Below are 20,660 nucleotides of genomic sequence, written 5' to 3' on the forward strand. Positions count from 1 at the left end.
CCGGCCTCAGCCCGCGTCTACCTCGCCCTCGCGCGCCTGCTTCGCCGCGGCGGCCCGCAGCGCGTCGGCGACGGCCGGGGCCACGCTCTGGTCGAACACGCTCGGTACGATGAACGACGGGTTCGGCTCGGCGACGACGTCGGCGATCGCCTCCGCCGCGGCCAGCATCATGCCGTCGGTGATGTCGTGCGCCTGGGCGTCGAGCAGGCCGCGGAACACGCCGGGGAAGGCGAGCACGTTGTTGATCTGGTTCGGGTAGTCCGACCGCCCGGTGGCGACGACCGCGGCGTGCTGCATCGCGACCGTCGGGTCGACCTCGGGGTCGGGGTTGGCGAGCGCGAAGACGATCAAGTCGGAGTTCATCGTCGCCAGCTCCTCGGCACCGAACAGGTTCGGCGCGCTGACCCCGATGAACACGTCCGCGCCGACGAGCGCGTCGGCCAGCGACCCCTGCTTGCCGTCGCGGTTGGTCTGCGCGGCGATCGAGCGGAGGTTGTCGTCGAGACCGGCGCGGTCGGGGTGGACGATGCCGTCGACGTCGACGGCGACCACGTCGGCGGTCTCCTCGGAGCCGAGCAGCCGGATGATCGCCGACCCCGCCGCGCCGACGCCGCAGACGACGACGCGGACGTCGGAGAACTTCTTGCCGACCACACGCAGCGCGTTGCGCAGCGCGCCGAGCACGACGACGGCGGTGCCGTGCTGGTCGTCGTGGAACACCGGGATGTCGAGCAGCTCCCGCAGCCGGCTCTCGATCTCGAAGCAGCGGGGCGCGGCGATGTCCTCCAGGTTGATGCCGCCGTAGCCGGGGGCGATCAGCTGGACGGTGCGGATGATCTCCTCGGTGTCCTGGGTGTCCAGACACACCGGCCAGGCGTCCACGTTGGCGAACTGCTTGAACAGCGCCGCCTTGCCCTCCATCACCGGCATCGCCGCGGCGGCGCCGATGTTGCCCAGCCCGAGCACCGCGGAGCCGTCGGTGACGACGGCGACGGTGTTCCGCTTGATCGTCAGCCGGCGGGCGTCGGACGGGTTGTCCGCGATCGCCATCGACACCCGCGCGACGCCAGGGGTGTAGGCGCGGGACAGGTCGTCACGGGTGCGGAGGTTGACCTTGGACCGCACCTCGATCTTCCCGCCGAGGTGCAGCAGGAACGTCCGGTCCGAGACCTTGCGCACGGAGAACCCGTCGAGCGCGTCGATCGAGGCCTTGATCTCCTCGACGTGCTCGGTGTTGCGCGCGTTGACCGAGATGTCGACGACGAGATGCTCGGTGCGTGCCTCGACGACGTCGAAGGCGGTCACGACCCCGCCGACCTGACCGACCGCGGCGGTCAGGTCACCGGCGGAGGTGGGGTGGGCAGGGGCGTCGACGCGTGCGGTGATCGCGTAACCGGGACCGGGAATGGACACGGGGCCGGACAGTACCGCCGGCCGTGTGGTTACCGGCGCGTCAACCGTGTGACGACGCGCGTCACGCGTCCTTGCGCGATCCCGGCACCAGGTGTGTGATCCAGGACACAGGAACGGGAGGTGGTCGCCGTGGCGGTCAAACCCGGCCGGGCCCGGGCCCGGACGACGCGGCTCGCCGCCGTCACGACCCCGGCCCGGGTGCGCAACGTGGCACTCGTCGGGCCGTCGGGCGGTGGGAAGACGACGCTCGCCGAGGCGCTGCTGGCCCACGCCGGCACCATCGACGCGCCGGGCAGCGTCGCCGAGGGGAGTACAACCCTCGACCACGACCCGGCCGCCGTGCGCCGGGGGCGGTCGGTCGGGATCGCGGTCGCGCCGCTGCTCTGGGACGGCGAGACCGTCAACCTGATCGACACCCCGGGGACGACGACTTCCGCGGCGGCCTGCGCGCCGGCCTGCGCGCCGCCGACGCCGCGCTCTTCGTCGTGCCGGCCACCGAGGGGCGGGACGGCGAGCTGGAACCGGGCACGGTCGCGCTGTGGGAGGAGTGCGCCCCGATCAGCATCCCGCGCGCCGTGGCGGTCACCCGCTGCGACACCGCCCGCTCCGACGTCGAGGCCACCGTGGCGGCCTGCCGGAGCTCGTTCGGCGAGGGTGTGCTGCCGTGCCACCTCCCGCTGCGCGACGCCGGCGGGACGATGACGGGCCTGTACGGGGTGCTCTCCGGCGAGCCGGGTGGCGCGGCTCCGCCCGGTGCGGACGACGCCAGGACCACCCTGATCGAGGCGATCATCGAACAGTCCGAGGACGAGGACCTGATGGACCGCTACGTCGGCGGGGCGGACCTCGACGTCGCGACGCTGATCGACGACCTGGAGACCGCGGTCGCCCGCGGCACGCTCCACCCCGTCGTCCCGGTCTGCGCGACGGCCGGCACCGGGCTCGGGTCGCTGCTGGAGATCCTCACGCGGGGTTTCCCGGCACCTCCGGAGCGGACACCGCCCGCGGTCGTCGAACCGGGCGGGCCCACCCTCACCGCCGACCCGTCCGGCCCGCTCGCGGCGGAGGTCGTGCACACCGGGGCCGATCCCTACGTCGGGCGGGTCTGCCTGGTCCGGGTGTTCTCCGGGACGCTCCGTCCGGAGTCGACGGTCCACGTCGGGAGCCCCGCACCGGGCCCGGGCACCGGCCCGGCCCCGGACCACGAGCCCGACGAGCGGATCGGTCACGTGTACTCCCCGCTGGGCGCCGCGCTGCAGGAGACCTCCGCCTGCGTCGCCGGCGACCTGTGCGCACTGACCCGGCTGGAGGCCGCGGTGGGCGACACGCTGTCGGACCCCGCGGACCCGATCCACCTGACGCCCTGGGAACGGCCGGCGCCGCTGCTGCCGGTGGGGCTGGTCCCCCACACCCGCGCGGACGAGGACGCCGTCGCCCGCGGTCTCGCCCGGCTGGTCGCGACCGATCCGGGGCTGCGCCTGGAGCGCGATCCCGAGACGCACCAGACCGTGCTGTGGTGCACGGGCGAGGCGCACGCCGACGTGGCCCTCGGCCGGCTCCGCGACGCCGGGGCCGACGTCGACGTCGAGGAGGTCCGGGTGGCGTTCCGGGTCACCTTCGCCCGGGCCGCGCGGGTGACCGGCCGGCACGTCAAGCAGTCCGGCGGGCACGGCCAGTACGCGGTGTGCCACGTCGACGTCGCGCCGCTGCCCGCCGGCTCCGGGATCGCGTTCACCTCGGCGGTCGTCGGCGGCGCCGTCCCCACGCAGTACGTGTCGAGCGTCGAGAAGGGCATCCGGGCCCAGGCGGAGCGCGGCCTGCCGGTGGGCGACGGCGGCGCGACGCACCCGGTCGTCGACTTCCGGGCGACCCTGGCCGACGGCAAGGCGCACAGCGTGGACTCCTCCGACGCCGCGTTCCAGACCGCCGGGGCCCTGGCACTGCGCGCCGCGGCGGAGAGCTGCGGGCTGCGCGTGCTCGAACCGATCGACGAGGTGCGGATCCGGATCAACGACGAGCGCCTGGGCGCCGTCCTCGGTGACCTCGCCGCGCGCCGGGGCAAGGTGCTCGGCACCGATCCGGACGGGGCCGGGCACACCCTCGTCCGTGCGGAGGTCCCGCGCACCGAGCTCCTGCGGCACGCGGTCGACCTGCGCGCGCTCACCTCCGGCGCCGCGACGGTGACGCGGGCGTTCGCACGCTGGGCCGAGCGCCCGGCCTGACCGGCCGGTTCAGTCGGTGCTGCGCGGAAGCTGGTCGTCCCGCGTGTCGGCGACCGCCATCTTCGCCGCGGAGTCGGTCGGCGCCCGCCCGCCGAGCGCCGCGAGCGCGGCCTCGTTGCCGACGTCGGCCCCGGCCTTCTCGGACAGGAGCCAGCGCACCTCGAGCAGGTCGCAGTAGGCCTGCACCTCGGAGCCGACCCCGCCCAGCGCCTCGTGCGCGGCCCGCATCCCCGGCTCCAGGCAGCGGTCGGCCCAGCTGCGCGCGGCGACCCGCTCGGAGACGTCCTGCCCGGTCCGCCCGCGCATCCACTCCCGGTGCGCGTTGAGGTCGCCGAGCAGGATCCGGGCCTGCCCCTCCCCCACCTCGACGCCGGTGAGCCGGCGCAGCAGCGTGCAGTGGAAGGTCCGGTCGCCGACGGAGACCTGCAGCCGGGACCGGCCGTCGCCGACCGGGCGCAGCGAGACCTCGTCGACGGCGAACCCGAGGTCGTTGAGCTCGCGGATCACGCCTTCGATCCGGTAGCGGTCACCGAAGGCGAACACCGGGGTGGTGTGCAGTGCGTCCCACAGCTGCCGGTAGCGGTCCGGCAGTGCGGTGGCCTCGTCGATCAGCTGCGGGACGATCTCCGGCGGGCGGTCCAGGGACTCCGCGAGATCGATCATCCCGGCGGCGACGTTCTCGACGAGGATCGACAGGTCGAGCTCGCGCTGCCCGTCCGACAGGCCGGTCGGGTGCACCTCGCTGGTCTCGGCGTCGACCAGGGAGGCCTGCAGGGTCTGGCCGTCCCGGACGAAGAGCGTGTTGTTCAGCGAGCAGTCGCCCCAGAACACGCCGTGCCGGTGCAGGTCGACGAGCAGCGAGATCATCGCGTCGAACAGCCGGGCGCGGTGCCGGGGCCGGTTCGGCGGCAGCCGCATGATCAGCCGCCGGTACTGCCAGGAACCGGTGAGGTAGCGGGTCACGAGGATCGCGGTCTCGTGCGCGGGCTGGTTCACGAACCCGGCCGGCTTCACCGCGGGCAGGCACTCGTCCTCCAGGCGGCGCAGCACCTCGTACTCCCGGCGCGCGATCCGCTCGGGGAGGTCCTTCAGCGCCCACAGCGCCCCGTCCGCCTCGACGAAGCGGACCAGGTGCCTGCTGGTGCCGACCTCGATGTCGCGCAACGGGACCTCGGTCTCGTCCCACTCCGCGAGCGGGAGCTCCCAGGGCAGCCCGATCAGCCCGGGACCGGGGGGGGGGCGCAGCACCACCTCGGGCGGCCGCTCCGCGCCGGGGCGGGCCATTCAGGACACCCCCCGGGCCGGGCGCCGGTCCGCGGGCGGCGCCGTCGATCCCCGGATGACCAGCCGGGTCGGGACCGTGACGGCCTGCTCGACCGGCTCGCCCGCGATCCCGGCGAGCGCCGACCGCGCGGCCACGGCGCCCTGCTCGGCGGCCGGCTGGGCCACCGTGGACAGGTCGGTGAGCGCGGCGAGCGGGTGGTCGTCGATGCCGATCACCGAGACGTCCTCGGGGACGCGCAGCCCGGCCCGCCGCAACGTGCCCACGGCGCCGAGGGCCACCTCGTCGGAGTGGGCGTAGACGGCCGTCGGCGGCTCGGGCAGGCCCAGCAGCTCCCCCATCGCGCGGGCACCTCCCTCCAGGCTCCAGGGCACCGTCGCGACCAGCCCGGGGTCGGCCGGGACACCCGCGTCGGCGAGCGCCCGCCGGTACGCCGACGAGCGCCCCGCCGGCTGGACCGGGTCCAGCTCCGGATCGGTCGTCACGATCATCCCGATCCGCCGGTGCCCGAGGTGCAGCAGGTGGTCCACGGCCTGCCGGCCCGCCGCGTACTCGTCGATCGACACCGACGGATGGCTGCCGATCCGGGTGCCCGCCGAGACGATCCCGACGCCGATCCGGTCCAGCCGGCCGCGCTCGCGCTCGTCCACACCGAACCCGAGCAGGACGACGGCGTCGGCCCGCCGGCGGGCCGGCAGCTCGTCGAAGAACGCGCGCCGCGACTCCGTGTCCCCGAGCCGGTAGAGCAGGACGTCGGTCACGGCGGCGCGGGCCACCTCCGACAGTCCCTCCAGCGCGGCGCCGAACCACCACCGCGCCAGGTGCGGGACGACGACCGCGATCCGCCCGGTGCGGCCGCGCGCGAGTCCGGACGCCTCCGGTGACACGACGTACTCCAGGGCGCGGGCGGCCGCCCACACGCGGGCCCGAGTGGCCTCGGCGACGTGCGGGTGGTCGCTGAGCGCGCGCGACGCGGTCGCCGGCGACACGCCTGCCAGCCGGGCCACGTCGGCCAGGTTGACCGGTCCGGACACCGGACATGTATGACGAATACTGCAAGCGATTGCAAGCCCGGATGTTACCGGTCCGAGCTGGACCGAATCAGACCCGTCGGCCAGGATCGGGCACCGACCTGCGGCAACGGCGTGACCCTTGACACGATCGTGTCGCTGGCGCACAGTCTGTTTGCAAACGCTTCCAACGCCGTCGGCGGCATCGCGGTACGAACACAGGAGTTCGGAGTTGACCATGCGTCACGCACGGTGGAGAAGGGTGCTGGCCGCCGGTGTGGCCGCAGCCGCACTCGTCGGCCTGGCCGGCTGCGGGGGTGCACCCGCGGGCCCACCCGTCCTGAACTGGTACATCAACCCCGACGACGGCGGGCAGGCCGAGATCGCGGCCGCCTGCACCGCGGCGTCGAACGGGGCGTACCGGATCGAGGTCTCGACCCTGCCGCGCCAGTCCTCCGAGCAACGGCAGCAGCTGATCCGACGGCTCGCCGCCAACGACAGCTCGATCGACATCATGTCGATCGACCCGCCCTACATCCCCGAGTTCGCCGAGGCCGGCTTCCTCGCCCCCGTCCCGCAGGACGTCGCGCAGCGCACCACGGCCGGCGTCGTGAACTCGGCGAAGGAGGGCGCGAGCTGGAACGGCGAGCTCGTGACCGTCCCGTTCTGGGCCAACACCCAGCTGCTCTGGTACCGCACGTCGCAGGTCGCGGCCACCGGTCTCGACATGTCGAAGCCCGTCACCTGGGACCAGGTGATCGCCGCGGCGCAGCGGCAGAACTCGACGATCGCCGCGCAGGGCATCCGCGCCGAGTCGCTCACCGTGTGGCTCAACGCGCTGGTGGAGTCGGGCGGCGGGGAGATCGTCACCAACCCCTCCCCGGAGGACCCCGAGGGCGTCGAGCTGGGGCTGGACTCGCCGGCCGCGACGAAGGCCGCCGAGATCATGAAGAACGTCTCCGCCGCCGGCGGGCCGGGCTTCTCGACCGCGTCGGAGGACGAGAACTCCAACGCGTTCCAGGCCGGTGACGCGATGTTCCAGGTGAACTGGCCGTTCGTCTGGGGCAAGGTGAAGAGCGCCGTCGAGGACGGCACCGTCGACCAGGCCACACTGGACGACTTCGGGTGGGCGATCTACCCGCAGGTCACCGCCGGCACCCCGGCCGCCCCGCCGTACGGCGGGATCAACCTGGGCGTCGGCGCGTTCAGCCCGCACGTCGACCTGGCCTACGACGCCACCGAGTGCATCGTGTCCGAGGAGAACCAGAAGCAGTACTTCCTCACCAACGGCAACCCCGCGGCCAAGACGTCGGTGTTCACCGACCCCGAGGTCGTGGAGGAGTTCCCGATGGCGCCGGTGATCGCACAGTCGCTGCAGCAGGCGAAGCCCCGCCCGCAGACCGCGTACTACAGCGAGGTCTCGGAGTCGATCCAGCGCAACTACCACCCGACCGCGGGCATCGACCCGCCCGGCGTCGGCCCGGCGACCGCCGCCCTGATCAAGGCGGTCCTGGCGAAGGAGGAACTGCTGTGACCACGACGTCGGTGAAGCCCGGTACCGGGGACACCGCGGCCTCCCCGGCCGGTCGCGACCCGAGCGACCGGGCCCGGTCCGAGCAGCGGCTCGGCTGGATGCTGGCCGGCCCCGCGTTCGCCGTCATGCTGCTGGTCACCGCGTACCCGATCGTGCAGGCGGTCTGGTACTCGCTGTTCGACTACCGGCTGACCGACCCGGACAACATCTCGTTCGTCGGGCTGAACAACTACGCGGTGATCCTGACCGACGAGATCTGGTGGATCTCGTTCGGCGTCACCGTGTTCATCACCGTGGTCACGGTCGCGGTCGAGCTGGTGCTGGGCTTCGCCCTCGCCCTGGTGATGATGAACGCGCTCAAGGCCATCCGGCCGGTGCTGCGGGCCGCGATCCTCATCCCGTACGCCGTGATCACGGTCGTCTCGGCGTTCGCCTGGCAGTACGCGTTCTCGCTGGACTCCGGGTTCGTGAACTCGTGGTTCGACTGGGTGCCCGGCGTCGCCGCGGACACCGACTGGTTCGGCGGGACGTTCTCGTCGCTGTTCGTGATCTGCCTGGCGGAGATCTGGAAGACGACGCCCTTCATCTCGCTGCTGCTGCTGGCCGGCCTCGCCCAGGTGCCGGACGTCCTGCAGGAGGCCGCCCGCGTCGACGGCGCGACCTGGTGGCAGCGGATGTGGAAGGTGACCATCCCGAACATGAAGGCCGCCATCATGGTGGCCCTGCTGTTCCGCACCCTGGACGCGTTCCGGGTGTTCGACACGGTCTTCGTGATGACGAACGGCGCCAACGACACCGAGACGGTCTCGTTCCTGGCGTACCGGCAGACGATCGCCCGGGTGGAGATCGGGCTCGGCTCCGCGGTGTCGGTGCTGCTCTTCCTGTCGGTGGTCGTCATCTGCGTCGGATTCATCAAGGGCTTCAAGGTCGACCTGTCCCAGGCCCGAGGGGAGAAGTGATGTCCACCCGCGAGAAGGTCCTGTGGATCGTCGCCGGTGTCGCGATCGTGATCTACGCGCTGTTCCCGGTGGGCTGGATCGTGTCGCTGTCGCTGAAGTCGTCCGACGACATCGCGAACGGCCAGTTCCTCCCGACGGCGCTGTCCTGGGAGAACTACGAGCAGATCCTGGTCGGTGACGCCGCCGAGCTGTTCCTGCCCGCGCTGCGGAACTCGTTCGGCATCGTGCTGATCGCGACGTTCATCGCCTGCGTGCTGTCGATGTTCGCCGCCTACGCGATCGCCCGGCTCGACTTCAGCGGCAAGAAGCTGATCCTCTCCACCGCACTCGCGGTGGCGATCTTCCCGGTCATCTCGATCGTCACGCCGCTGTTCAACCTGTGGCGCCAGATCGGGCTCTACGACACCTGGCCCGGCCTGATCATCCCCTACCTGTCGCTGACCCTGCCGCTGTCGATCTGGACGATGTCGGCGTTCTTCCGCGAGATCCCGTGGGAGATGGAGCAGGCCGCGCAGGTGGACGGGGCGACGACCTGGCAGGCGTTCCGGAAGGTGATCGTCCCGCTGGCGACACCCGGCGTGTTCACGACGGCGATCATCGCGTTCTTCATCGCCTGGAACGACTTCGCCTACGGGATCTCGCTGACCTCCACCAGCGCGTCCCGCCCCGTGCCCGCGGCACTGGGGCTGTTCTCCGGCGCCTCCCAGTTCGAGTCGCCGAACGGCCCGATCGCGGCCGCGGCGGTGATCGTGACCATCCCCGTCGTCGTCCTCGTCCTGATCTTCCAGCGGCGGATCGTCGCCGGTCTGACCAACGGCGCCGTCAAGGGCTGAGAACCCCGTACTCAGGAGAAAGGAACCGACCGGCCATGGCGTCGATCGAGATGAAGAACATCGTCAAGAAGTACGGGGACGGCTTCCCGGCCGTGAACGACGTGAGCATGGACATCGCCGACGGCGAGTTCATGATCCTCGTCGGCCCGTCCGGCTGCGGGAAGTCGACCCTGCTCCGCATGATCGTGGGCCTGGAGGACATCAGCTCCGGGGACATGGTCATCAACGGCACCCGGGTCAACGAGAAGGCCCCGCGCGACCGGAACCTGTCGATGGTGTTCCAGAACTACGCGCTCTACCCGCACCTGTCGGTCTTCGAGAACATCGCGTTCCCGCTGCGCCTGGCCAAGGCGCCCGAGGACGAGGTGCAGAAGAAGGTGAACGACGCCGCGGGCGTCCTGGAGCTGCACGAGCACCTGCAGCGCAAGCCGGCCAACCTGTCCGGCGGCCAGCGCCAGCGCGTCGCGATGGGCCGCGCGATCGTCCGGGACGCGGACGCGTTCCTCTTCGACGAGCCGCTGTCCAACCTGGACGCCAAGCTGCGCGGCCAGATGCGGACCGAGATCGCCCGGCTGCAGCGCCGCCTCGGCATCACCACGGTGTACGTCACGCACGACCAGACCGAGGCGATGACCCTCGGCGACCGGGTCTGCGTGCTGCGCAAGGGCGTCATCCAGCAGGTCGCCTCGCCGCGCGAGCTCTACGAGCAGCCGGTCAACCTGTTCGTCGCCGGCTTCATCGGGTCGCCCCCGATGAACTTCCTCCCCGCGACGGTCTCCGGGAACACCCTGGAGACACCGTTCGGGCCGATCGAGCTCGACGCCGCCCGCGCCGGGAAGGTGCAGGGCAAGGAACTGGTGCTGGTGGGGATCCGGCCGGAGTACTTCGAGGACGCGTCGCTGGTCGACGACGCCAAGAAGCACGTCGGCTCGACCTTCACCGCGAAGGTCGACGTCACCGAGTGGCTGGGCGACTCGCAGTTCGCCTACATCCCGTACGAGGCGCCCGCCGAGGTCGACGCGAAGCTCAAGGAGCTGTCCCGCGAGCTCGACTCCGACCAGCTGCGGACCCAGGCGATCGTGTCGATCGACTCGACGAGCCGGATCCGGGAGGGCCGGGAGGCCGAGTTCTGGCTGGACGCGCGGAAGATCCACGTGTTCGACCCGGAGTCCGGCGAGAACCTCACCCGCGACTCCGACGCCGGTGCCGAGCTGACCCGGATCGCGGCCGAGGACCGCGCGGAGCAGGTGGCCCAGGCCCGGGGCGAGGCCTCCTGACGGGTCAGAGGGCGCGGACGGTCCGGCGGTAGCGGGTTCCGGCGACACCGGTCAGCGTCTGCGCCATCACCGCGAACACGAACCGCTGGGTCGGGTACGCCGCCAGCCACGCCAGCCGTCCGGCGAGCCCGTGCGGGCGGAACCGGAGGGTCTGCTCGTAGCGGCTGGTCAGGCGTCCGGTCGGGCGGACCCGCAGCTCCAGGTGTGCGGTGCCCGGTAGCCGGGACGCCGCGCGCAGCACCAGCCGGGCACCGGGCTCGACGGTCTCGATCACCCAGCGGTCCAGCGGTTCCCCGGTGACAAGGCGGGGCGGGCCGGTGGAGTGCCGGCGCGGCAGGTTCCCCGGTCCACCCGCGAGCACGTCGAGGACCCCGGTCAGGGTCGCCGTGCCGGGGACGGTGTACCAGCCGTGCTCGCCGCCCAGGGTCTCGACGACCGACCACACCGCCGCGGCCGGGGCGTCGACCTCCTGGGTGTCGGTCGTCTCCCAGGACACCGGCCCGCTGCCGGGGGCGTCGGCGGGGCCGGGACCGGCGTCGCCGACGCCGTCGAGCGCGCGGCGGACCGCCGTCCGGTACGGCGTGTGACCACCGGGCGGCGGACCGATCAGGGCGTCGAGGGCGGCGATGTCGCCGGGGTCGGCGACGAGCTCGTGCCGCATGGACTCGACGAGCGGCTCGGCGAGCCCGCGGGCGACCGGGGTGAGCGCGGCGACGGCACGGGCGGTGAGCCGCGGCGCGGACAGCGGTACCGGCAGCGGGAACGGCCGCACCAGCCCGGCCTCGGCGGCGTAACCGCTCATGAGGCCGCGGTAGGTGAGGACGTCCGGTCCACCGATGTCGAAGGCCCGGTCCACGTCGTCCGGCAGGTCGAGGCAGCCGGCGAGGGCGTGCAGCACGTCGTCGACGGCGACCGGCTGGATCCGGTTCCACGCCCGGTCCGGCAGCGGCAGCACCGGCGGGCCGCCCATCGCGGTCTCGGTGAGGTGGCGGATCATCTCGAAGCTCGCCGACCCGGTGCCGACCACGATCCCGGCCCGCAGGACGGCCGCGGGCACTGGTCCGGCCAGCAGGATGTCGCCGACCTCGCGGCGGGACCGCAGGTGCGTCGAGACGCGGCGGGCGTCGTCATCGGGCTGCAGCCCGCCCAGGTACACGATCCGGCGGACGCCCGCGGCGGCGGCGCCGTCGGCCAGCGCGTGCGCCGCCGCCCGGTCGCGGTCGGCGTAGCCGGGGCCGTCCATGGCGTGCACCAGGTGGACGACGGCGTCGGTCCCCGTGCAGGCACGGGTCACGTCGGCGGGGTCCTGGGCGTCCCCCGGGACGACGTCGACCCGCCCGGCCCACGGGTGCGCCGCGACCCGGCCCGGGGTGCGGGCCAGGACGCGGACGTCGTGACCGGCGTCGAGCAGGCGCGGGACGAGACGCGAACCGATGTAGCCGGTGGCGCCGACGACGAGGACGTGCATGCCGACGATCCTCGCCGCAGCAGGCCCACCGCGCGCGGTGGGACCGCACCGGTGGCCCGCTCAGGGCAGGCCGGCGAGGCGGAGGGCGGCCGTCGTCCCGGCGGCGAGCACCACGACCAGCACGAACGGCACCCGGCGCCAGATCGCGACGGCGGCCACCGCGACGCCGGCGGGCCGGGCCCAGCCGGCGAACTCCGCGCCCTCGAACCAGGTGCCGGTCGCGACGAGCGCGACCAGCAGCGCCACGGCGCCGAGCTCGACGAGCCGGACCGTCCGGCCGGAGAAGCCGACCCGGCCGTGGAGCAGCAGCGGGAGCAGCCGCATCGCGAAGGTGCCACCGGCCAGGACGAGCAGCGCGGCCGCGGTCATCGCCCACCACCGGGGACGGGTTCCTCGGCCGGACGTCCGGCCGCCCCGGCCCCGAGCAGCCCGGCGAGCACCGGGACACCCGCCGGCAGGAACGGCGCGCACGCCAGCGAGACGGCGGCGGCGGCACCCGCGACCCGTACGGCGTCGATCCGGCGCAGCATCGGGACGAGCATCGCGAGCAGCGCCGCCGGGAACGCCGCGTCCAGGCCGAACGCCGACGGGTCCGGCACCACGGCCCCCAGCAGCAGGCCACCGGCGGTGCCGAGCTGCCAGCACCCGTACTTGATCACACCGAGCGTCCAGAACGCCCGGCGTGCCCGACCCTCGGATCCCGTGGTCCGGGCCAGGACGAACGCCGTCGACTCGTCGGTGATCACGTGCGCGGCCGGGACGCGGGACCAGCCGCCGCCGACGTGGCGGGCCAGCGCCAGCCCGAACGGCAGGTGCCGCAGGTTCAGCACGAGCCCGGCCGCGACGGCCGCCCAGATCCCGCTCCCGGCCGCCAGCACCCCGGTGACCAGCAGCTGCGCGCCACCGGCGAAGACCAGGGCCGACATCGCCATCGTCATGGCGGGCGACAGGCCCGCCGCCGGGGCGAGCGCACCGAACGACACCCCGACGACGCCGACCGCGACCGAGATCGTGACGGCGTCGCGGAGGTCCGACCGGGACTCCGCGCGCCGTGTTCGCTGCACCGAACGCATGGCCGCTACAGTGAACGCACTGCACATCGTTCGTCAAGCCGAACGTGAGGACCGATGGAACGAACGCCACCACTGGCGGCGATCGCCGCCGCCATCCGCCGGGAACGCGAGCGCCTGGGGATCTCCTCGGCCGAGCTCGCGCGCCGCGCCGGGATCGCGAAGTCGACGTTGTCGCAGCTCGAGGCGGGGACGGGGAACCCGAGCGTGGAGACGCTGTGGGCGATCGCCGTCGTCGCCGGGGTGCCGTTCAGCACGCTGGTGGAGCCACCGTCGTCGCCGGTGCGGGTGGTCCGGTCCGGCGAGCGGCGCCTGATCCGCTCCGAGGACTCGCCGTTCGCCGCGGCCCTGCTGTCGCCGTGCCCACCGGGCGCCCGGCGGGACCTGCACGTGGTCACGTCCGGCCCGGGTGAGCCCCGCGAGGCGCACGCCCACTCCCCCGGGACGGTCGAGCACCTGATCGTCTCCGCGGGCCGGTGGCACGTCGGGCCGGCCGGCGAGGAGGTCGAGCTCGACCCCGGTGACTACGTCACCTTCCCCGCCGACCGGCCCCACGGCTACCGCGCCCTGACCGAGGGGGCGGCCGCCGTCCTGGTCATGGAGTACCGGTGATCAGGTCCCGCTCGGGCCGCGGGTCGCCGCCCCGGGCGCCCGGTCCGGGGTCCCCTCGGTGATCCGGTTCAGCAGACCGTCGACGAGCCCCTCGTCGTTGCCCGGGGCACCCCCGCCGGGCTCGGTCTCGGGCAGCGGGTACTGACGGACCCAGTCGACCTCCATCAGCGACGGCTTGACGTCGCCGCCTCCCTTCGGGAACCAGTCGAGCTGGATGGTCAGGTGCATCGGGCCGGGCGGCAGGATCGACGTGTCGTCGGTGTGCCACCACTCCTTGCCGTCGACGAACGCGGTGATCCCGTCCGGCCGCCACTCGACCGCCCAGTTGTGCCACTGCGTCGCGTCGATGTCGACCGAGCCCTGCACCTGGCTGTTGTCCTCGCCGTAGTGCAGGAACAGCTCGGTCTTCTGCCGGGTGTGGTCGGTCATCTCCATGAAGTCGACCTCGCCACCGACCGGGAAGTTCTCGGCGGTCGGCCAGAGCAGGAGCAGCGCGTTGTACGACGGGTCCGACGCGGGAGCCCGCACCCGGCCCTCCCAGCGGCCGTACTTCTGGCTGCCCTCGGACCAGGCCATCCCGCCGGTGGTGCCCTCGGCGTCGCCGTTGATGGTGAGGATGCCGTCCTTCACCGACGCCGCCTCCGGGGAGCGACGGCCCTCGCCGCCGTGCCCCTCGCCGCCGTACATGTTCCAGCCCTGGATGGTGTCGCCGTCGAAGTCGTCGACCTTGTTCGGCTGTCCCCAGTTCCGTGCGACGGCCGCGCTGCTCTCGGCACCCGGGAACGCCGCGGCCGGAGGGGCGTTCGGGTCAGCCGGGGCGGGCGGGGCCGCCGGTGCGGGCGGAGCCGCCGGAGCGGCCGCGGCGCCACCGGTCCCGCAGTCGGCGGGATCGGAGCCGGCCTGGTCGTCGCCGCCCTGGTCACCGGACTTCTGGTTGGCCGGGGCTCCCTGGTCGCCGCCCGAACCGCTGCCGCCGCCGGAGGCCTGGTCACTGCCGCCCGAGCCCTGATCGCCGCCCGCGCCGCCGTCGTCACCGGAAGCGCCGTCCCCGCCGGAACCACTGTCGCCACCGGAACCGCTGTCGCCACCGCTGTCGCCGCCCGAGCCCTGGTCGCCACCCGAACCGCCGCCGTCGCCGCCGGAGTCGTCGCCGTCCGGACCGTCCGCCTCGGGCCGGGCCGGCGCGCCGGGAGCGGAGGCACCGGGCGCGGACACCCCGGGCGCAGCAGCCGAGCCGGCCGGACCAGGAGCAGCGTCGGGAACCGCGGCGCCGGGAGCGACCCGTCCGGGCCCCTCTCCCGCCGCGGGAGCTCCGGGACCGCCGGCGGGCGCACCCGGCGCGACCGGCGACGCACCACCGGCAGCGGCGCCCTCACCGGACCCGGAGCCACCACCCGAGCCGCCGTCATCCCCCGAGCTGCTGTCACCACCCGAGCCGCCGTCGCCACCCGAGCCGCCGTCACCGCCGGAGCCCCCCTGAGCCGAGTCTCCACCGGAGCCGCCGGAGCCCGAGTCACCGCCGGAACCGGAGTCGTCCCCGGACCCGGGGGCGCCGGGCTTCCCCGACCCGGCGCCCCCGTCGTCCCCGGAACCAGAACCGGAACCGGAGCTCCCCGATCCGGATCCGCCCGACCCCGGGTCCCCCGATCCCGAGCCGCCCGATCCGGGCGCACCGCCCGGGGCGGGGCACTCCACGGCCGCCGTCGTCGCGCCCGGTCGATCGGTCGTCCCGGTGTCGGCGAACGCCGCGGCCGGGATGCTGATCATCATCGCGGCGGCGACCGCCGCGACTCGCACAGAGCGTCCCATCAGGCTCCTCCGCCCCAGTGGTCTCGTGATTCGCATAGGAACGTAATCGCCACACAGTCACCACGCGCCCCGAGGTCATCACATCGAGTAGGCAACCCTGCCCGCGAGTGAGTGCAGAACGTGCCCGAATCGGACACACCCCGCGACCGAGTGACGGAGTTGTTCACTCGGCCGAGTATTCACCCCGCAACGGTCGGGTCGGAGCGGGCTCGGATCCGCCGGGAGAGACGCCCCGGGAACGACGAGAGCCCCGCCCGGCGTGGTGCCGGACGGGGCTCGTCGAGACGGTGCGGAGGACTACCAGCCGCGGGAGGCGTAGCGCTGGTCCTCCGGGATGTCCGGGATGTTGATGCCGACCATCGCCTCGCCCAGGCCGCGGGAGACCTTGGCGATCATGTCCGGGTCGTCGTGGAAGGTCGTGGCCTTCACGATCGCCGACGCACGCTGCGACGGGTTGCCGGACTTGAAGATGCCCGAGCCCACGAACACGCCCTCGGCGCCGAGCTGCATCATCATCGCCGCGTCGGCCGGGGTGGCGATGCCGCCCGCGGTGAACAGCACGACCGGCAGCTTGCCGGAACGCGCGACCTCGGCGACCAGCTCGACCGGGGCCCGCAGCTCCTTGGCCGCGATGTAGAGCTCGGCGGCGTCCAGCGACGCGAGCCGGCCGATCTCGGCGCGGATGGACCGCATGTGCCGGGTCGCCTCGACGACGTTGCCGGTGCCGGCCTCGCCCTTCGAGCGGATCATCGCCGCGCCCTCGGAGATCCGGCGCAGCGCCTCACCGAGGTTGGTGGCGCCGCAGACGAACGGCACCGTGTAGGCCCACTTGTCGATGTGGTGCGCCTCGTCGGCGGGCGTGAGGACCTCGGACTCGTCGATGTAGTCGACACCCAGCGACTGGATGACCTGCGCCTCGACGAAGTGCCCGATCCGCGCCTTGGCCATGACCGGGATGGACACCGCCTCGACGATGCCGGAGATCATGTCCGGGTCGGACATGCGGGCGACGCCGCCGTTCGCGCGGATGTCGGCGGGAACGCGCTCGAGGGCCATCACGGCCACCGCGCCGGCGTCCTCGGCGATCTTCGCCTGCTCCGGGGTGACCACGTCCATGATCACGCCGCCCTTGAGCATCTCGGCCATACCGCGCTTGACCCGCGCGGTGCCGTGCTGCGGACCGGCGTCGTCCAAGGTGTTATCGGCTGCGGACACGGGTGATCGGAGCTCCTCACATGACAGTCGGGTAACGCGCCGAGTCTACGTCAGAGACGTGCGGACCGGCCGCCGGTTCCGGGTCGGCGATCTCGAAGTACACCGGCTCCGGGGCGGTCCCGTACAGGCGCAGCCGGCGCACCATCCGGCGCGACCGCAGTGCCCGGGTGTCGCGGACGGCGTCGTTGTGCACCCGGCGCGCCAGGATCACCAGCTGCTGGGCGTCGCCGAGCTCCGCCTCCAGCGCCGGCGCCAGCCGCCCCGGCCCGACGACGGCGAGTTGCCTGGTCAGCGTGTTCTCCGCCGTCTCACGGGCGACCCGGCTCCCGGCGGGGTCGCGGCCGTCGGCGGCCGGGGCGGAACCCGCCGCAGCGGCCGTCGCGGCGTGGCGCAACCCGGGGGGCGCGGCCGGCCCGAGTGCGTCGGCGACCCGCAGCGCGACCGCCGCGCGTCCGTCGAGGGCCGTGCCGAGCCCGGCCCGGGCGGCGTCGACGCGGACGTGCAGCCGGTGCAGCCGGGCGACGCGTGTCCGGCACCACACGGTGAGGGCCGCCACGACCAGCACCGTCGCGACCACCAGCGTCCACAGCAGCGGGCTCACGACGGCGCGCTCCCCCACCGGGCCGGGACGGACCGGCCGCCGCCGTCCGGCGCGGGCGGCGCTGCGGCGAGCGCCGCCCGGTACACCCGCAGCACGTCCTGCGTGACCACGCCCCAGTCGTACCGCGCGGCCCGGGACCGTCCGGCGGCGGCCGACGCGGCGCGGGCCGCGTCGTCGTCGAGGAGGCCGGCCAGTGCACGGCCGAGGGCGGCCGCGTCCCCGGCCGGGACGAGCCGGCCGGCGCCGCCGAGCACCGGGCGGAACGACTCGATGTCGCCGGCGACGACCGGGGTGCCCGCGGCCATCGCCTCGGTGAGCACCATGCCGAAGCTCTCCCCGCCCCGGTGCGGCGCGCAGAACACCTCCGACGCGCGCAGCGCCGCCGCCTTGGTGGTCTCGTCGACGGGGCCGAGCAGGTCGATGCGGTCGGCCAGACCGGGCCCGGCGGCGCGGAGCAGGGCGTCGCCGTCGCCGCGCCCGACGACGAGCAGCCGCAGGCCGGGCCGGTCCGCGGCCAGCGGGCGCAGGGCGTCGAGCAGCACCGGCATGCCCTTGCGGGGCTCGTCGTAGCGCCCGACGAACCCGATCCGGCGGCCGGGCGGGAGGCCGGGGACGAGGTCGTCGAGGGCGGGGCCGTCGGCGAACCGGGCGACGTCGACGCCGTTGGGGATCTCCGTCGCGTCGCCGCCGAGGTGCTCGACCTGCACCCGCCGCGCGGTGGCCGACACCGCGATCCGGGCCGTCACCTTCTCCATCAGGGGGCGCAGGAGCCCGCCGAACGCGGCCAGCGCGCGGGAGCGCTCGGTGGAGGTGTGGAAGGTCACGACGATGGGGCCGCGGGCGGCGAGCAGGGCGAGCACCGACACCGAGATCGTCGTGGGTTCGTGCAGGTGCAGGACGTCGAAGTCGTGCTCGGCCAGCCAGCGCCGGGCGCGCAGGTGGGTGCGCGGGCCGAACGTGACGCGGGCGACCGAGCCGTTGTAGGGGACGCCCAGCGCCCGGCCCACCGGGGTCACGAACTCCGGCGCCGGGCCGGCCGACGGCGCCAGCACGTGCACCCGGTGCCCCCTGGCTCGCAGCGCGGCCGCGAGGTCGAGGACGTGGTGCTGCACTCCCCCGGGCACGTCCAGGGAGTACGGGCAGACCATCCCGATCCGCAGCGCCGTCATGCCCGCACGCCCCGGATCGGCTGGAGCATGTGCCAGTCCTCCGGGCGCCGGGCGATCAGCTCACCGAACGCGTCCGCCAGTGCCTGCACCGCCTTCGCCTCGGCGGCCCGGTCGGGGACCGGGATCTCGGGGCCGACGTGCACGCCCCACGCGTCACCCGCGAACACCGCGTACGCCGGGTGCAGGGCGGCGCCGGTCGCGCGGGCCAGCCGGGCCGGCCCGGCGGGGAGGCGGGCGGGGCGGCCGAGGAACGAGACCTCGACGCCGGTCCCGGACAGGTCGCGGTCGGCGACCAGGCACACGACGCCGCCCGAGCGCAGGCGCGCGGTCAGCGCCCGGTGCGCCGTCCGCGGGTCGTCCGCCGTCACCACCTCGAAGCCGAGCGAGCGGCGGTAGTCGAGGAACCGCCGGAACAGCGACTCGGGGCGCAGCCGCTGCACGACCGTCGTGATGGCGGGCTCCAGCCCGAGCCGGGCGAGCTCGCGCACCATGTAGACGCCCGCGACGTCCCAGTTGCCGGAGTGCGGCAGCGCGTAGAGCACGCCGCGACCGGCCCGCAGCGTTTCCAGCGAGGGCCCGATGCCGTGCACGTGGGGGTGCATCGCGTCGTGCACCGCGTCCGGGTCGAGCGACGGCAGCGCGAACGCCTCCCGCCAGTAACGGGCGTAGCTCCGCATCCCCCTGGCGACCAGGTCGTCGAGCTCGGCGGGGGTCGCACCGGGGCGGACCCTGGCCAGGTTCTGCCGCAGCCGTCGCACCCCCGGGCCGTCGCGCCGGGTCGCGAGGTCGGCGGCGGCGTCGGACACCCGCCCGACGACGCCGGCCGGCAGCCGCCCGGCCACCGCCCAGCCCGCCGCGTACCCGGCCCCCGCCAGCGCCTCCCGGACCCGCTCGACCGCGCCGGGATCGGCGGCGTCAGGCACGCGGCGCCTCGCGGGAGCTCCGCCGCACGGCCAGGATCCGCTGGCCCAGGGTCACCACCGTCCCGATCGCCAGCACGACCAGCGCGACGGTCAGCGCGTACGGCACGCCCAGCCCGGCCAGGAACGCGCCGAGCAGTCCGAGGATCAGCCGCTCCGCCCGCTCGACCAGCCCACCCTCGGCGGTGAGCCCGACCGACTCGGCGCGGGCCTTCACGTACGACACGATCTGCCCGCCGACGAGGGCGACCAGCGCGGCACCCGCCGCGATCGGCTCGTCCCCCGCGGTCAGCGCCCACCAGGCGAGTCCCGCGAAGAGGGCACCGTCGACCATCCGGTCACAGGTGGAGTCGAGCACCGCCCCGAACGGGGTGCCGTGGCCGCGGGCGCGGGCCATCGCCCCGTCGATCAGGTCGGTCAGCACGAACAGCGTGACCAGCACCGATCCGATGACGAGCCATCCGGCGGGCAGGAACCCCACCGAGCACGCGACGGCGCCGACGGTGCCGAGCACCGTCACCGTGTCCGGGCTGACGCCACGCGCGACGAGTGCGCGCCCCACCGGGTCGGTGAGCCGGTTGACGTGCCCGCGGGCGAACAGATTGAGCATCGTGGGCGACGTACTCCCTCACGGACGGGCCGATGCGACCAGCCTAGTCGGCCCCGGGGGTCGCGCGCCGTGGTGGTTCCCACGCCGCGGCGAGCTGCGACCGGGTCTCCGCGAGCAGCTGCGGGATCACCTTCGTCTGACCGACGACCGCGATGAAGTTCGCGTCGCCGCCCCACCGCGGCACGACGTGCTGGTGGATGTGCTCGGCGAGCGACCCGCCCGCCACGTGGCCGAGGTTCAGCCCGACGTTGAACGCGTGCGGCGCCGCGACCTTCTTCATCGTCACCACGGCCTGGCGGGTGAAGTCCATCAGCTCCGCCGTCTCGGAGTCGGTGAGCTCCTCCAGATCCGCGACGTGCCGGTACGGCAGCACCATCAGGTGCCCTGGGTTGTACGGGTGCAGGTTGAGCAGCGCGAACACCTCGGCACCGCGGGCGACGACGAGGTTGTCCGCGTCCGCGTCGGCCTCCGTGCCGGTCCCGGCGCCGTCGCCGGGCTCACCGATCGTCTCGCCCCGGCCGATCCGGCAGAACGGACAGCCGGTGTCCGAGGCGCCTTTGATATAGGCCAGCCGGTGCGGGGTCCAGAGCCGGGCGAACCCGTCGGGCGTCCCGACCCCCTCCTGCGGGACCCACTCCTGCTCCATGGGCCGATCC

Annotated in this window: 18 protein-coding genes and 1 pseudogene; 6 read left to right on the top strand and 13 right to left on the bottom strand. The window is 73.9% G+C overall.

Annotated elements, in window-relative coordinates; all coding sequences use genetic code 11:
- Positions 1-6: 6 nt before the first annotated feature.
- Positions 7-1,413, bottom strand: coding sequence for an NAD-dependent malic enzyme (locus Ae150APs1_RS04760; RefSeq protein ID WP_075296055.1), 1,407 nt, complete (start codon positions 1,411-1,413; stop codon positions 7-9).
- A gap of 120 nt (positions 1,414-1,533) precedes the next feature.
- Here Ae150APs1_RS04760 and Ae150APs1_RS04765 point away from each other — a divergent pair.
- A pseudogene (locus Ae150APs1_RS04765) lies at positions 1,534-3,635 on the top strand (elongation factor G-like protein EF-G2).
- Between the two features lie 9 nt (positions 3,636-3,644).
- On the opposite strand, the gene Ae150APs1_RS04770 reads toward Ae150APs1_RS04765, so the two are convergent.
- Positions 3,645-4,919 carry a DUF4032 domain-containing protein gene (locus tag Ae150APs1_RS04770; protein ID WP_075296057.1) on the bottom strand — a complete coding sequence of 425 codons (1,275 nt, stop codon included), beginning with the start codon at positions 4,917-4,919 and terminating at the stop codon, positions 3,645-3,647.
- Positions 4,920-5,951: a LacI family DNA-binding transcriptional regulator gene (locus Ae150APs1_RS04775; protein WP_075296059.1), complete on the bottom strand. Its 1,032-nt coding sequence runs from the start codon at positions 5,949-5,951 to the stop codon at positions 4,920-4,922.
- Positions 5,952-6,189: 238 nt separating this feature from the next.
- Between Ae150APs1_RS04775 and Ae150APs1_RS04780 the strand changes: the two genes are divergently transcribed.
- From Ae150APs1_RS04780 to ugpC, 4 genes are read left to right on the top strand one after another with little or no spacing between them, the layout of a single operon-like run.
- Positions 6,190-7,461 (top strand): extracellular solute-binding protein, encoded by a 1,272-nt coding sequence (locus Ae150APs1_RS04780; RefSeq protein WP_083679934.1) that lies wholly within the window; start codon positions 6,190-6,192, stop codon positions 7,459-7,461.
- Positions 7,458-8,420 (top strand): sugar ABC transporter permease, encoded by a 963-nt coding sequence (locus Ae150APs1_RS04785; RefSeq protein WP_010224899.1) that lies wholly within the window; start codon positions 7,458-7,460, stop codon positions 8,418-8,420. Before Ae150APs1_RS04780 ends, Ae150APs1_RS04785 begins: the two co-directional genes overlap by 4 nt.
- Positions 8,420-9,253 carry a carbohydrate ABC transporter permease gene (locus Ae150APs1_RS04790; RefSeq protein ID WP_029239211.1) on the top strand — a complete coding sequence of 278 codons (834 nt, stop codon included), beginning with the start codon at positions 8,420-8,422 and terminating at the stop codon, positions 9,251-9,253. The genes Ae150APs1_RS04785 and Ae150APs1_RS04790 overlap by 1 nt, the downstream gene beginning before the upstream one ends.
- Before the next feature lie 35 nt (positions 9,254-9,288).
- Positions 9,289-10,530 carry a sn-glycerol-3-phosphate ABC transporter ATP-binding protein UgpC gene (gene ugpC / locus Ae150APs1_RS04795; RefSeq protein ID WP_010224895.1) on the top strand — a complete coding sequence of 414 codons (1,242 nt, stop codon included), beginning with the start codon at positions 9,289-9,291 and terminating at the stop codon, positions 10,528-10,530.
- A 4-nt stretch (positions 10,531-10,534) separates the two neighbouring features.
- On the opposite strand, the gene Ae150APs1_RS04800 is transcribed toward ugpC, so the two are convergent.
- From Ae150APs1_RS04800 to Ae150APs1_RS04810, 3 genes are read right to left on the bottom strand one after another with little or no spacing between them, the layout of a single operon-like run.
- Positions 10,535-11,998 carry a DUF2867 domain-containing protein gene (locus tag Ae150APs1_RS04800; RefSeq protein ID WP_060575670.1) on the bottom strand — a complete coding sequence of 488 codons (1,464 nt, stop codon included), beginning with the start codon at positions 11,996-11,998 and terminating at the stop codon, positions 10,535-10,537.
- 60 nt (positions 11,999-12,058) lie between these two features.
- A complete protein-coding gene (locus Ae150APs1_RS04805) occupies positions 12,059-12,367 on the bottom strand; it encodes an AzlD domain-containing protein (protein ID WP_075296063.1) in 309 nt (102 codons plus the stop codon).
- Positions 12,364-13,071: an AzlC family ABC transporter permease gene (locus Ae150APs1_RS04810; protein WP_075296065.1), complete on the bottom strand. Its 708-nt coding sequence runs from the start codon at positions 13,069-13,071 to the stop codon at positions 12,364-12,366. Before Ae150APs1_RS04810 ends, Ae150APs1_RS04805 begins: the two co-directional genes overlap by 4 nt.
- A gap of 54 nt (positions 13,072-13,125) precedes the next feature.
- On the opposite strand from Ae150APs1_RS04810, the gene Ae150APs1_RS04815 reads away from it, so the two are divergent.
- Positions 13,126-13,680 (top strand): helix-turn-helix domain-containing protein, encoded by a 555-nt coding sequence (locus Ae150APs1_RS04815; protein WP_010240436.1) that lies wholly within the window; start codon positions 13,126-13,128, stop codon positions 13,678-13,680.
- Here the strand turns inward: Ae150APs1_RS04815 and Ae150APs1_RS04820 are convergent, their stop codons facing one another.
- The 7 genes from Ae150APs1_RS04820 to Ae150APs1_RS04850 all read right to left on the bottom strand — a co-directional run bounded on the left by Ae150APs1_RS04820 (position 13,681) and on the right by Ae150APs1_RS04850 (position 20,650).
- Positions 13,681-14,895: a glycoside hydrolase family 16 protein gene (locus tag Ae150APs1_RS04820; RefSeq protein ID WP_075324266.1), complete on the bottom strand. Its 1,215-nt coding sequence runs from the start codon at positions 14,893-14,895 to the stop codon at positions 13,681-13,683.
- Between the two features lie 891 nt (positions 14,896-15,786).
- Positions 15,787-16,704, bottom strand: coding sequence for a pyridoxal 5'-phosphate synthase lyase subunit PdxS (pdxS, locus tag Ae150APs1_RS04825; RefSeq protein WP_033199523.1), 918 nt, complete (start codon positions 16,702-16,704; stop codon positions 15,787-15,789).
- A 16-nt stretch (positions 16,705-16,720) separates the two neighbouring features.
- A complete protein-coding gene (locus tag Ae150APs1_RS04830; protein ID WP_227012572.1) occupies positions 16,721-17,305 on the bottom strand; it encodes an NUDIX hydrolase in 585 nt (194 codons plus the stop codon).
- On the bottom strand, positions 17,302-18,465 hold the full coding sequence (locus Ae150APs1_RS04835) for a glycosyltransferase family 4 protein (RefSeq protein ID WP_075301689.1): 1,164 nt from the start codon (positions 18,463-18,465) through the stop codon (positions 17,302-17,304). The genes Ae150APs1_RS04830 and Ae150APs1_RS04835 overlap by 4 nt, the downstream gene beginning before the upstream one ends.
- Positions 18,466-18,470: 5 nt before the next feature.
- A complete protein-coding gene (locus Ae150APs1_RS04840; protein ID WP_060575667.1) occupies positions 18,471-19,397 on the bottom strand; it encodes a phosphatidylinositol mannoside acyltransferase in 927 nt (308 codons plus the stop codon).
- Positions 19,390-20,004, bottom strand: coding sequence for a phosphatidylinositol phosphate synthase (pgsA, locus tag Ae150APs1_RS04845; protein WP_075296069.1), 615 nt, complete (start codon positions 20,002-20,004; stop codon positions 19,390-19,392). Before pgsA ends, Ae150APs1_RS04840 begins: the two co-directional genes overlap by 8 nt.
- 43 nt (positions 20,005-20,047) lie before the next feature.
- Entirely contained in the window at positions 20,048-20,650 is a 603-nt protein-coding gene (locus Ae150APs1_RS04850) for an HIT domain-containing protein (RefSeq protein WP_010232723.1), read from the bottom strand.
- Between the last annotated feature and the right edge of the window lie 10 nt (positions 20,651-20,660).

The sequence above is a fragment of the Pseudonocardia sp. Ae150A_Ps1 genome, assembly GCF_001932315.1.
Classification (GTDB): Bacteria; Actinomycetota; Actinomycetes; order Mycobacteriales; family Pseudonocardiaceae; genus Pseudonocardia.